General features: G+C 63.0%; 10 protein-coding genes and 1 riboswitch. Of the genes, 4 read left to right on the forward strand and 6 right to left on the reverse strand.

The window, feature by feature from the left end:
• The first annotated feature begins 66 nt into the window (after positions 1–66).
• The gene (locus J2Y63_RS13670) at positions 67–981 is read left to right on the forward strand and encodes a LysR substrate-binding domain-containing protein (RefSeq protein WP_435266507.1); all 915 of its coding nucleotides are present in this window, start codon (positions 67–69) and stop codon (positions 979–981) included.
• A 3-nt stretch (positions 982–984) separates the two neighbouring features.
• On the opposite strand, the gene J2Y63_RS13675 is transcribed toward J2Y63_RS13670, so the two are convergent.
• On the reverse strand, positions 985–1,419 hold the full coding sequence (locus J2Y63_RS13675; protein ID WP_256119645.1) for an Lrp/AsnC family transcriptional regulator: 435 nt from the start codon (positions 1,417–1,419) through the stop codon (positions 985–987).
• Between the two features lie 126 nt (positions 1,420–1,545).
• On the opposite strand from J2Y63_RS13675, the gene J2Y63_RS13680 reads away from it, so the two are divergent.
• On the forward strand, positions 1,546–4,596 hold the full coding sequence (locus J2Y63_RS13680) for an aminotransferase class III-fold pyridoxal phosphate-dependent enzyme (RefSeq protein WP_435266508.1): 3,051 nt from the start codon (positions 1,546–1,548) through the stop codon (positions 4,594–4,596).
• Positions 4,597–4,707: 111 nt separating this feature from the next.
• On the forward strand, positions 4,708–5,715 hold the full coding sequence (locus J2Y63_RS13685; protein WP_435266509.1) for an amino acid ABC transporter substrate-binding protein: 1,008 nt from the start codon (positions 4,708–4,710) through the stop codon (positions 5,713–5,715).
• Positions 5,716–5,761: 46 nt separating this feature from the next.
• Here J2Y63_RS13685 and nrdF read toward each other — a convergent pair whose 3' ends face one another.
• The 5 genes from nrdF to J2Y63_RS13710 all read right to left on the reverse strand — a co-directional run bounded on the left by nrdF (position 5,762) and on the right by J2Y63_RS13710 (position 11,358).
• Entirely contained in the window at positions 5,762–6,751 is a 990-nt protein-coding gene (gene nrdF, locus J2Y63_RS13690) for a class 1b ribonucleoside-diphosphate reductase subunit beta (RefSeq protein WP_435266510.1), read from the reverse strand.
• Positions 6,752–6,765: 14 nt separating this feature from the next.
• Positions 6,766–8,913 (reverse strand): class 1b ribonucleoside-diphosphate reductase subunit alpha, encoded by a 2,148-nt coding sequence (nrdE, locus tag J2Y63_RS13695; protein WP_435266511.1) that lies wholly within the window; start codon positions 8,911–8,913, stop codon positions 6,766–6,768.
• Positions 8,910–9,305 (reverse strand): class Ib ribonucleoside-diphosphate reductase assembly flavoprotein NrdI, encoded by a 396-nt coding sequence (gene nrdI, locus J2Y63_RS13700; protein WP_435266512.1) that lies wholly within the window; start codon positions 9,303–9,305, stop codon positions 8,910–8,912. The genes nrdE and nrdI overlap by 4 nt, the downstream gene beginning before the upstream one ends.
• A gap of 10 nt (positions 9,306–9,315) precedes the next feature.
• Positions 9,316–9,537 carry a glutaredoxin-like protein NrdH gene (nrdH, locus tag J2Y63_RS13705; RefSeq protein WP_435266513.1) on the reverse strand — a complete coding sequence of 74 codons (222 nt, stop codon included), beginning with the start codon at positions 9,535–9,537 and terminating at the stop codon, positions 9,316–9,318.
• 264 nt (positions 9,538–9,801) lie between these two features.
• Positions 9,802–10,018: riboswitch (cobalamin riboswitch) on the reverse strand.
• A gap of 98 nt (positions 10,019–10,116) precedes the next feature.
• Positions 10,117–11,358: an aromatic ring-hydroxylating oxygenase subunit alpha gene (locus tag J2Y63_RS13710; protein WP_435266514.1), complete on the reverse strand. Its 1,242-nt coding sequence runs from the start codon at positions 11,356–11,358 to the stop codon at positions 10,117–10,119.
• Between the two features lie 247 nt (positions 11,359–11,605).
• On the opposite strand from J2Y63_RS13710, the gene J2Y63_RS13715 reads away from it, so the two are divergent.
• Positions 11,606–12,079 (forward strand): hypothetical protein, encoded by a 474-nt coding sequence (locus tag J2Y63_RS13715; RefSeq protein ID WP_435266515.1) that lies wholly within the window; start codon positions 11,606–11,608, stop codon positions 12,077–12,079.
• Positions 12,080–12,120 lie beyond the last annotated feature (41 nt).

Consider the following 12,120-nt stretch of genomic DNA (forward strand, 5'->3'; position numbering starts at 1 on the left):
CCTTCTTATCGGAAGCCTGCGATAAATTTAAGTTGGATTTACTGATCGCTGCGATAAGCTAAGATTATGACCAACCTTACACTGAAACAGCTACGCTATTTTGAAGCCCTGGCGCGCCACGGCCGGTTCCGCCATGCGGCCGATGCCTGCGCGATTTCCCAGCCGGCATTGTCCATGCAGATCAAGGAGCTGGAGGAGGAACTCGGCAACGACCTCTTCGAGCGGAGCGCCCGCGAAGTGAAGCTGACCGCCTTCGGCCAGACCTTTGCCATGCGGGTGCGCGGCATCCTGCGCGCCGTCGACGAGCTCGGCGACCTTGCCCGCGCCTCGCGCACGCCGTTCCTGTCGCGCCTGCGCATCGGCATCATCCCCACCGTCGCGCCCTACCTTTTGCCCGCCATCATAAACGATCTGAACAAAACCTTCGACGGCATCCAGATCGAGGTGCGCGAGACGATGACGGCAAAGCTGATCCAGGAACTGGGACAGGGCGATCTCGACATGGCGATCGTCGCCCTCCCCGTATCGGAGCCATCGCTCACCGAACTCAAGCTGTTCGAGGAGGAATTCGTGCTGGTGCGCCACCGCGAGGACGAGGGCAAGCCGACGCCCGAGCCCGACAAGCTCCGCGAAATGCGCCTGCTGCTCTTGGAGGAAGGCCATTGTTTCCGCGATCAGGCGCTGTCCTTCTGCCGGATCGGCTCGGCGCGGCCGCGCGAGGTGATGGAGGGCAGTTCGCTCTCCACCCTCGTCCAGATGGTCGGCGCCGGCATCGGCATCACGCTGATCCCCGAAATGGCGGTGCCGGTGGAAACCCGCTCGGCACAGGTCTCGATCGCCCGCTTCCAGACGCCGCGGCCCGCCCGCACCATCGGCATGATCTGGCGCAATTCGACGCCGCTCGCCAAGCAACTGCTGGAGATTTCCGAAGTGGTGCGCCGCTCGTCCGATGCCATGCGCGAACGCTGCGGGCCGCTGTAGCGATCAGCTCCGTTCGATATCCCGCCGCAGCACGATGGAGGTCGTCAGGTCCTCGACATTGTCCATGGTCGAGACCTCGTTGCGCAACTCGTTGAGCGCGTTGATCGAGCCGACCTCGACTTCCACCACCAGATCGAGCTGGCCGCTGACGGAAGAAACCTTGCGCACCGCCGAAAAGCCCGCGAGGCGATCGAGCACGCCGATCGAGGGCGTGCGCTTTAGCGTGACAAGCAGGAAGGCCTGCACCTGCCCGTCGTCGAGCTGGCCGATATCGGCGCGGTAGCCGCGGATGATGCCGGCCTTTTCCAGCCGGCTGACGCGTTCGGTGGTCGCGCTGCGCGAAAGGCCGATCCGGCCGGCAAGCGACTTCATGGGGATGCGCGCCTCCTTCGACAGGATGCTGAGGATCGTCCGGTCGATGGCGTCCGTATCCTGCATGGCCCCTCCTCCAATCCTGCCGACAAGATGACGGTTATTACATACAGAGTGCCGGCACAACCGGCATAATGCCGGATGCGCCTTGGCGCCGTCCATGCAACTCTTTGCGTCACGAAGAGGATTGCCATGAACGACATGCTGAAGACGAAACCGGATTTTTCCATCGAGGCCGCAGCCGCGCTGCTTTCCGAGCACTACGGGCTTTCCGGCACGCTCTCGCCGCTCGCCAGCGAGCGCGACCAGAATTTCAAGGTGGAAACATCGGATGGAACCTTCATCCTGAAGATCGTCAACGCCGCCGAGCCGGAGGTCGAGAGCGACTTCCAGACGGCGCTGCTCGCCCATGTCACCGCGCATGCCGGCGACCTGCCGGTGCCGCATATCCGCCAGACGCTTTTGGGCACGAGCCTCGCCAGCACCACCAGCCCGCACGGCGTCGCCCATCGCATCCGGCTGGTCGGCTGGGTCGTCGGCCAGCCGCTTGCCGAAACGGGCCGCAGCGATGCCGCACTCGAATCGCTCGGCCGCATGCTCGGCCGCTTCGATGCCGCGCTGAAGGGCTTCATGCATCCTGGCGCGCTGCGCGATCTCGACTGGGACATCCGAAAGGCCGGCCACTCGGCCGAACGCCTGCAGCATGTCGCCTCCACCGAAGACCGGGCTCTGCTGGAGCGCTTCCTCAAGCGTTTTGTATTCCTCGCCCCGCGCCTTGCGACGCTGCGCGCCGCCGTCATCCACAATGATGCCAACGACTGGAACGTGCTGGTCGACGGCGCGGATCACGACCGCATTTCCGGCCTGATCGATTTCGGCGACGCGCTGCATGCGCCTGTCATCGCCGAGGTGGCGATCGCCGCCGCCTATGCCGGCCTCGACCATGCCGACCCGATCGGCGCCGCTGCCGCCATCGCCCGCGGCTTCCACGCCGAATATCCACTGCTGGAAGAGGAAATCGACCTCCTCTACGACCTTATCGCCGCCCGCCTCGTTACCTCCGTGACGATCTCGGCCTCGCGCCGCAGCCACACGGAAGACAACCCCTACCTCGCCATCAGCGAGCGGCCCGCCTGGACGCTGCTGCGCAAGCTCGACCGGATGAACCCGCGTTTCGCCACCGCCATCCTGCGCAAGGCCTGCGGCTTCGAGGCGGCCCCCGGCGCGCATGCCGTTGCCGACTGGATTGCGAAGAACCGCAAGGCGCTCGCCCCCCTGCTGGAGCGGCCGGCCGCGACCTACCCCGCGGCCCTCGTGCCCTATGGCGACCCGACCCATCCGATGACGGTCAAATCGGCCGCCGAACAGCCGGACGAGGCACAAGCGATCTGGGAGACCCATTGCCGTGAAAACGGCATCGCGCTCGGCATCGGCCCCTTCGGCGAGGCGCGCACCGTCTATGCGGGCGACATGTTCGTCTCGCGCTTCATCGAAAACAGCCGCCGCACCCATCATCTCGGCCTCGACCTCTTCATGCCCGCCGGCACGAAAGTCTTCACGCCGCTGCCGGCAACCGTCGTAAGCGTCGAGATCGAGCAGGACCCGCTCGGCTACGGCTGCCTGATCGCGCTCAGCCACGAACCGAAAGGCTGCCCGCCCTTCGTTTCGCTCTGGGGCCACCTCGCGCACGAGGCCATGCAGCGTCTGAAGGCCGGCGATCGGCTGGATGCCGGCACCCTCGTCGGCGAAATGGGCGCGCCTGCGGAAAACGGCGGCTGGGCGCCGCACCTGCACCTCCAGCTTTCCACCGACACCAACCTCTCCGCCACCGAGATCTTCGGCGTGGGCGAGCCGCGCTATCTCGACGTCTGGGCAGAACTCTTCCCGGATTCCCGCACCTTCGCCGGCATCGCCGAGGAATTCTACGAAAGGCAAGGCCGGTCGCACGACGAGATCGTCAAGCTGCGGCACGAACTGCTGCTGCCGAACCTCTCCATCTCCTACGACAAGCCGATCAAGTTCGTGCGCGGCGAGGGCGTCTGGCTGATCGACGACAGCGGCCGGGCCTATCTCGATTGCTTCAACAATGTCTGCCACATCGGCCATGCCCACCCGACCGTCGTGGAGGCGATGGCGAAACAGGCGGCCACGCTCAACACCAACACCCGCTACCTGCACGACAATATCGTCGCCTATGCCGAGCGCCTGACGGCCACGCTGCCGAAGGAGCTGACGGTCGCCGGTTTCGTCAACAGCGGCTCGGAAGCCAACAGCCTGGCCTTGCGGATGATGCGAGCACATACGGGCCGCGAAAACGCCATCGTGCTCGACTGGTCCTATCACGGCACGACGCAGGAGCTGATCGACATCAGCCCCTACAAGTTCCGCCGCAAGGGCGGCAAGGGGCCGAAGCCGCATATCCATGTTGCAGCCATCCCCGATAGCTACCACGCACCGGAGGACTGGCCGATCGAGGAGCACGGCAAGCGTTTTGCCGAAAGCGTCGCCGAACTGATCGCAGCGATGCAGGCAAAAGGCGAAGCCCCCGGCTTCTTCATCGCGGAATCGATCCCGAGCGTCGCCGGTCAGGTCTTCCTGCCGGACGGCTATCTCAAGGAGGCCTACCGCCTGGTGCGCGAGGCCGGCGGCGTGTGCATCGCCGACGAGGTGCAGGTCGGCTTCGGCCGCGTCGGCAGCCATTGGTGGGCCTTCGAAACGCAGGGCGTCGTGCCCGACATCGTCACCATGGGCAAGCCGATCGGCGACGGCCATCCGCTGGCGGCCGTCGTGACGACCCGCGAGATCACCGACAGCTTCAACAACGGCATGGAATATTTCAACACCTTCGGCGGTAATCCGGTGTCCTGCGCCGTCGGCCTCGCCGTGCTCGACGTCATCGAAAGCCAGGATCTGCGCGGCAACGCGCTCACCATCGGCAACCACCTCATGGACGCCTTCCGCGACATGCAGAAGCGCTACGACGTGATCGGCGACGTGCGCGGCCTCGGCCTGTTCCTCGGCATCGAACTGGTGACCGACCGCAGGACCAAGGCACCCGCGACAGATTTCGCTCGCGCCGTCTCCAACGGCGCGCGCCGCCGCGGCGTGCTGATGGGCACCGAAGGCCCGCATGACAACGTGCTGAAGATGCGCCCGCCGATGATCTTCTCGAAACGCGACGCCGACCACCTGATCGCCGTGCTCGAGGAAACCTTCGCCGACGTCGCAAGAACGCTCGGCTAAGGCGAACCGCACGACCGCTCAAAACCTGTCAACCGGGAGGGACGCCTCTCCCGGAGGCGACGACGCATGCCCAAAAAACCAACCCCAAAATTCAACAAGGAGGAGAACCACATGAGGATGACAATTCTAGCCACGATCGCCGCAGGCCTCGCCGCCGGCACCGCACATGCAGGCACGTTCGACGTCATCAAGGAGCGCGGCGAGGTGCGCTGCGGCGTCAGCCAGGGCGTGCTCGGCTTTTCCGTGCCCGACAAAAACGGCATCTGGAGCGGCTTCGATGTCGATTTCTGCCGGGCGATCGCCGCCGCGACGCTCGGCAATCCGGACAAGGTCGCCTATGTGCCGCTGTCCACCAAGGACCGCTTCACGGCGCTGCAATCGGGCGAAGTCGACCTTTTGTCGCGCCAGACCACCTGGACGCTGTCGCGCGATACCGACCTCGGCATGAGCTTCGTCGGCGTCAACTATTATGACGGCCAGGCCTTCATGATCAACAAGGACCTCGGCGTGAAGAGCGTCAAGGAGCTCTCCGGCGCCTCCGTCTGCACGGAGACCGGCACGACGACCGAGCAGAATATGGCCGACTATTTCAGTGCCAACAAGATCGAGTACCAGGTCATCGCCTTCGAGAAGCCGGACCAGACGATCCAGGCCTTCAACACCGGCCGCTGCGACGTCTATTCCACCGATGCCTCGGCCCTCTATTCCCAGCGCCTGACGCTCAACGACCCCGAGCGTTTCATCGTGCTGCCGGAGGTCATCTCCAAGGAGCCGCTCGGCCCGGCCGTGCGCCAGGGCGACGATCAATGGTTCAAGATCGTGCGCTGGACGCTCTTCGCGCTGGTCGAGGCGGAGGAAATGGGCATCGGCAAGGAGAACGTCGCGTCGCTTCTCGAAAGCGGCACCGTCGCCCAGAAACGTTTCCTCGGCATCGACAACGAGGCCGGCAAGACGCTCGGCCTCGATCCGAAATGGGCCTACCAGGCGGTCTCGGCCGTCGGCAACTACGGCGAGGTCTTCGAGCGCCATCTCGGCAAGGACAGCCCGCTGAAGATCGACCGCGGCCTTAACCGGCTGTGGAACGACGGCGGCCTGATGTACGCCCCGCCCGCCCGATAAGCACATGGAACCAACGCCGCGGGTTCAACCCCGCGGCGTTGATCGTTCAAAAATCCCAGTCCGCGTCCTCGGTCGCGACAGCCTTGCCGATGACATAGGACGAACCGGAGCCGGAGAAGAAGTCGTGGTTCTCGTCGGCATTCGGCGAGAGCGCGGAGAGGATCGCCGGGTTGACCTTGCAGGCCTCCGGCGGGAACAGCGCCTCGTAACCGAGGTTCATCAGCGCCTTGTTGGCGTTGTAGTGCAGGAATTTCTTGACGTCCTCGGTCAGGCCGACGCCGTCATAGAGCGCCTCGGTATATTTCGCCTCGTTGTCGTAGAGTTCGAGCAGCAAATCGAAGGCGAAGTCCTTGATCTCCTGCCGGCGCTCCCCCGAAAGACGCTCCAGCGCCCGCTGGAACTTGTAGCCGATATAGTAGCCGTGCACGGCCTCGTCGCGGATGATGAGGCGGATCATGTCGGCGGTGTTGGTGAGCTTTGCGCGGCTCGACCAGTACATCGGCAGATAGAAGCCGGAATAGAACAAAAAACTTTCGAGGAAGACGCTGGCGACCTTCTTCTTCAGCGGATCGACGGAGGCGTATTGCTCCATGATCAGCGCGGATTTCCGCTGCAGAAACTCGTTTTCCTCCGACCAGCGATAGGCGTCGTCAACATCCGGCGTCGAGCAGAGCGTGGAGAAGATCGAGGAATAGGAGCGCGCATGCACCGCCTCCATGAAGGCGACGTTGGAGAGCACGGCCTCCTCATGCGGCGTGGCGGCGTCTTCCATCAGCCGCACGGAGCCGACACCGTTCTGGATCGTGTCGAGCAACGTCAGGCCGGTGAAGACGCGGATGATGAGTTGCTGTTCTTCCGGCCGCAGAGTCGCCCAGGAGGGGATGTCGTTGGAGAGCGGCACCTTTTCCGGCAGCCAGAAGTTTCCGGTGAGCCGGTTCCAGACTTCGAGGTCCTTGTCGTCCTCGATACGGTTCCAGTTGATGGCGCGCACGGCGGCGGCTGCCTTCGGGGCCTTGGTCTTCACTTGGATGTTCATGGTCTTCCCCGATGTCACAGCGCGCAGGAAACGCAGCCCTGCACTTCCGTGCCGGACAGCGCCATCTGGCGAAGGCGGATGTAGTAGATGGTCTTGATGCCCTTCTTCCAGGCGTAGATCTGCGCGCGGTTGATGTCGCGGGTCGTCGCCGTGTCGCGGAAGAACAGCGTCAGCGACAGGCCCTGGTCGACATGCTGGGTGGCCGCCGCATAGGTATCGATGATCTTCTCCGGACCGATCTCGTAGGCGTCCTGATAGTAGTCGAGATTGTCGTTCGTCATGAAGGCGGCCGGGTAATAGACGCGGCCGATCTTGCCTTCCTTGCGGATCTCGATCTTCGAGACGATCGGGTGGATCGAGGAGGTCGAGTGGTTGATATAGGAGATCGAGCCCGTCGGCGGCACGGCCTGGAGGTTCTGGTTGTAGAGCCCGCCGTCCATGACGGCCTTCTTCAGTTCCAGCCAGTCTTCCTGCGTCGGGATATGGATGCCGGCCTCTTCGAAAATGCCCCTCACCTTCTCCGTCGCCGGCAGCCATTCGGCCTCGGTGTATTTGTCGAAATAGTCGCCGGAGGCATATTTCGAGTTCTCGAAACCCTTGAAGCTGAGGCCCTTTTCGACCGCCAGCCGGTTGGAGGCGCGCACGGCGTGGTACGTCACGGTGTAGAAATAGATATTGGTGAAGTCGATGCCTTCTTCCGAGCCATAAAAAATGCGCTCGCGGGCGAGATAGCCGTGCAGGTTCATCTGGCCGAGGCCGATGGCGTGGCTGTCGTCATTGCCCTTCTCGACGGAGGGTACGGAGGAGATGTGGCTCATCTCGGAGACCGCCGTCAGCGCGCGGATCGAGGTCTCGATCGTCTGGCCGAAGTCGGGTGAGTCCATCGCGGCCGCGATGTTGAGCGAGCCGAGATTGCAGGAAATATCCTTGCCCATTTTCGAATAGGACAGGTCGTCGTTGAACTCACTCGCCTCGCTGACCTGCAGGATTTCCGAGCAGAGATTGCTCATGGAGATGCGGCCGGCGATCGGGTTCGCGCGGTTCACCGTGTCCTCGAACATGATGTAGGGATAGCCGCTCTCGAACTGGATTTCGGCGATGACCTGAAAGAAGTCGCGCGCCTTGATCTTCTTCTTCTTGATGCGGGCGTCCTCGACCATCTCGCGGTACTTCTCCGTCACCGAGATTTCGCTGAAGGCGACGCCGTAGACGTGCTCCACGTCATGCGGCGAGAACAGGTACATGTCCTCGTTGTTCTTCGCGAGTTCGAAGGTGATGTCCGGAATGACGACGCCGAGCGACAGCGTCTTGATGCGGATCTTCTCGTCGGCATTTTCGCGCTTGGTGTCGAGGAAGCGCATGATGTCCGGGTGGTGGGCGTTGAGATAGACCGCACCTGCCCCCTGCCGCGCGCCGAGCTGGTTGGCATAGGAGAAGGAATCTTCCAAGAGCTTCATCACCGGGATGACGCCGGAGGACTGGTTCTCGATCTGCTTGATCGGCGCGCCCATCTCGCGAAGGTTGGTCAGCGACAAAGCCACCCCACCGCCGCGCTTGGAAAGCTGGAGCGCCGAATTGATCGAGCGGCCGATGCTCTCCATGTTGTCCTCGATGCGCAGCAGGAAACACGAGACGAGCTCGCCGCGCTGCTTCTTGCCGGCATTGAGGAAGGTCGGCGTCGCCGGCTGGAAACGGCCGGAGATGACCTCGTCGACGAGATCGCGGGCCAGCGCTTCGTTGCCGCGGGCGAGCGCCAGCGCCACCATGCAGACGCGGTCCTCGTAACGCTCCAGATAGCGCTTCCCGTCGAAGGTCTTCAACGTATAGGACGTGTAATATTTGAAGGCGCCGAGGAAGGTCGGGAAGCGGAATTTCTTGTCATAGGCGTGGTCGAACAGATCGCGCACGAAGTTGAACGAATACTGGTCCAGCACCTCCTGCTCGTAATAGCCCTCGGTCACCAGATAATCGAGTTTTTCCCTGAGGTTATGGAAGAACACGGTGTTCTGGTTGACGTGCTGGAGAAAGTACTGCTTGGCCGCCATGCGGTCCTTATCGAGCTGGATTTTTCCGTGCTCGTCGTAGAGATTTAGCATCGCGTTGAGCGCGTGGTAATCCAGCGCCGTGATTTCCGGAACCTTTGCCGGCTTTTCAAGCGTCATCGTGTCCAAAATCGTTCCAATCCGTCTTTGACATTGGCGACGTCCTCCGCGGTGCCCAGAAGCTCGAAGCGGTAGAGATAGGGCACCCCGCATTTGGCGGAGATGACGTCGCCGGCGATACCGAAGGTCGCGCCGAAATTGCTGTTGCCCGCGGCAATCACGCCGCGAAGGTTCGACCGGTTGTCCGCATCGTTGAGGAAGCGGATCACCTGCTTGGGAACGGCGCCTTTCCCGTCCTCGCCGCAATAGGTCGGCACGACGAGCACGAAGGGTGCGGCCGCCTTCAGCGCCTCATCGGCGCGAAGGGGAATGCGGGCGGCGGAAAGGCCGAGCTTTTCGACGAAGCGATGGGTGTTTTCCGACCGCGTGGAAAAATAGACGAGATCGCCCATCGTCCGCGGCTCAGGCGAGCGCGCTGATCATGTCGGGGCGGAAGCCGGCCCAATGCTGCTCGCCGGCAACCACCACCGGAACCTGCCGGTAGCCGAGACCCTGGACGAGCGCGAAGGCGTCGGTGTCCTCCGAAATATCGACGACGCTGTAATCGATGCCCTGGCGGTCGAGCGCGCGGGTGGTCGCGGTGCACTGGACGCAGGCGGGCTTGCTGTAGACGGTGATGGACATTGTTTTCCTCGTGACTTTGCAATTGCGCGTCGGGCAATTGGCATGGGAGATCGTCCGGTCATCCGCCGATGGCCGTGCGATGGACTGGAAATGAATCAGGCAGCCGCAGGCGCGCGGCCGGGACTACCGCCTACTCGCGCGGATATGCTGGAAACTGTATCGACATGGACTTCACCCCGAAGCAATTCATGCGGGGGCCACTCGGGAAACGACAGGGCGGCATCCTTCCGCAACCCATCGTTCGCCTGCCGGGCACCCCGCCCGTGGACGTTCATGCGCGAGGCAGGTCTCCTGGCTTGCGGGTCGGCGCATCCGTTCACCTTCCCAAGGCATTTGCGCCCCAGTGGCTTATCGAACGAACGCTCGCCGCTTACAGTTGCGGGGGCAGCTCCGGATTGACAGGGCCATCATGGCCCCACCGGATTCCCGTCTTAGCTTCCGATCCTCTCGAATCGGAAGAACCTCGAACACAAGATATAGTAGACGAGGTAAAAAATGCGTCAACAACTATGATGTTTGGCCGCAATATCGCTTGGGGATAAGGAAGGCGCATGCCGGAAAATCCGGCACGCCCGCGGCTTACGCCTTGCCGTTCGGCCGGCTGATCTCGTCCAGATACCAGTCGATGTAGCGCAACTCGTTCTGCTCCATCGGCGCGATCGGGCCGGGTACGAAATAATGCGACTGAACGCCCCGCGCCGTGTGCTCGATGATCGCCTTGTCTTCCGCCGTGGTGACCTTCCAGAGCCAGGTGAGCTTTTCGAGGTCGTAATCCGTGCCCTCTTCCGCCTTGCCGTCGACGAGCCAGATCAGCTCCATCTCACAGCTCTGCGCGGTCTTGGGGATGAAGCGGTAGATCATGCCGTGGTCGGGATAACAGACGAGGAAGGTCGTGCCGCCGAGATGGATGGAGGTAACGCCGCCGTCGAAATCGGAGAAACGGCCCATCAGCGGTGCGACCGCCGTGCCGTCCTCGCTGCCGCTCTGCACGCCGTCATAAAGCGCATAGCGGAAGGCATGGATCGCCTCGCGGCCCTCGCGCGACGTCTGCCAATGGTTGCCGGAGCCGACCTCGATGCCGAGCGCGCAGGTGCGCTCCTCCATCGCAGCATTCAGCGCCTCGATCATGTGCAGCGGCTGCTCCAGTGCATGGGTCTGCGAATATTCCGGATGCGCCGGGCCGCAATGGTAACACTCGACATAGTTTTCCACGGCGAGCTTCCAGTTGGCATCGACCGGATAGGTTTCGCGATGCGCGATCTTCGCGCTTGCCCAGCCATATTGCCCGCAGGTCGCATGCAGCAGGCGCTCCACCTCGGAAAAATCGAGCGGCTCATCGGCGAAGGAGATGAAGATCAGCCCTTCGACGACGCGCACATGCAGCGTCTTCAGCCCATGGTCCTCGCGCTTGAAATCCTTCGGCATCAGGCGGGCGGCCCGCAGGCTCCCGTCATTGCCATAGGTCCAGGCGTGGTAGGGACAGACGAAGACGCGGGCATTGCCCTTCTGCTTGGTGCAGACCTCCGCGCCGCGATGGCGACAGACGTTGAGGATCGCGTTGATCGAGCCATTCGCCGCGCGCGTCACGATCACCTGCTCGGTATCGATGCGGAAAACCTCGAAATCGTTGATGTTCGGAATGACGCTCTCATGCGCGATACAGTGCCAGTGACGGCGAAACACCCGCTCCATATCGCGCTGGTAGATGTCCGGATCCTGATAGAACGCGCGGGCGAGGCCGTGCCCCGGCCGATGGTCCGCCACAAGGCGGTCGATACGGTCGGCGATGTTGTCGATTACGGCTTCGGCGATATGTGCCATACCAGCGGACCCCTCAATGGCTTTTTCTCGCGGCAGTATCCAGAGGATAAAACCTCCCGGCAAGATGACCGGAAGGCCACGATTAATCGATATACTCGATTAGCGCCCCCGCGGGCGCCACGCGCCCGCCGCGCCCCGATGACCCACATTTCGCGAATTTCGACAGGGTCTCGGCCGTCTCTATGATAGGTCTGCGCGTTCCGGGCAAAGCCCAGGGGCACATTCCACCGGGCCGGCAGAGGTGCACATGTTTCGGATTCTGTACCAGGGCGACATCTTCGCCGACTATTTCCAGATTTACCTGCGCGACGAAGCGCATGCGGACCTGCCCGACGACTACACGGAAGAGACGATCGCGTGCCACCTCATGGCCGGGCCGCATGCCGTCATCCTTCACACCGTGCGCAACATGATGGTGCCGGTCTGCGTCGAATGGCACCAGCAACGCCCCGACCTCGATCTCGACAGCCACCAGCACGTCGTCGAGGCGGGCATCACCTGCCCGTCGGGCCAACTGGTGCTTGCCGGCATGACCGAGAACGAAACGGACTCTCCGCGGCTTGCCGTGAAGGCGGGACCGCTCGGCATTCGGGCGAGCCTCGCCGGCCTCGACACGCTCAGCACCGACGGGCTGGAAGGCGACGACCGTTACCTCTTGCAGCTTTGGCCCGGGGTGGAGGCGAAAGGCGTGCGGGTGCTGAAGGCCTGGCAGACAGCCTAGGACCGCCACCGCCCTCTCGTGGCGGTAGCGGGCTTTGCAAA

Source organism: Shinella sp. BE166 (assembly GCF_051201095.1).
Classification (GTDB): domain Bacteria; phylum Pseudomonadota; class Alphaproteobacteria; order Rhizobiales; family Rhizobiaceae; genus Shinella; species Shinella lacus.

What these genes read in the sequence shown, in the direction of transcription:
- J2Y63_RS13680 (WP_435266508.1), top strand. Translation starts at nt 1,546, where the DNA reads ATGAACGACATGCTGAAGACGAAACCGGATTTTTCCATCGAGGCCGCA.
- nrdI (WP_435266512.1), bottom strand. Translation starts at nt 9,305, where the DNA reads ATGGGCGATCTCGTCTATTTTTCCACGCGGTCGGAAAACACCCATCGC.
- nrdF (WP_435266510.1), bottom strand. Translation starts at nt 6,751, where the DNA reads ATGAACATCCAAGTGAAGACCAAGGCCCCGAAGGCAGCCGCCGCCGTG.
- J2Y63_RS13685 (WP_435266509.1), top strand. Translation starts at nt 4,708, where the DNA reads ATGAGGATGACAATTCTAGCCACGATCGCCGCAGGCCTCGCCGCCGGC.
- J2Y63_RS13670 (WP_435266507.1), top strand. Translation starts at nt 67, where the DNA reads ATGACCAACCTTACACTGAAACAGCTACGCTATTTTGAAGCCCTGGCG.
- J2Y63_RS13675 (WP_256119645.1), bottom strand. Translation starts at nt 1,419, where the DNA reads ATGCAGGATACGGACGCCATCGACCGGACGATCCTCAGCATCCTGTCG.
- J2Y63_RS13715 (WP_435266515.1), top strand. Translation starts at nt 11,606, where the DNA reads ATGTTTCGGATTCTGTACCAGGGCGACATCTTCGCCGACTATTTCCAG.
- nrdE (WP_435266511.1), bottom strand. Translation starts at nt 8,913, where the DNA reads ATGACGCTTGAAAAGCCGGCAAAGGTTCCGGAAATCACGGCGCTGGAT.
- nrdH (WP_435266513.1), bottom strand. Translation starts at nt 9,537, where the DNA reads ATGTCCATCACCGTCTACAGCAAGCCCGCCTGCGTCCAGTGCACCGCG.
- J2Y63_RS13710 (WP_435266514.1), bottom strand. Translation starts at nt 11,358, where the DNA reads ATGGCACATATCGCCGAAGCCGTAATCGACAACATCGCCGACCGTATC.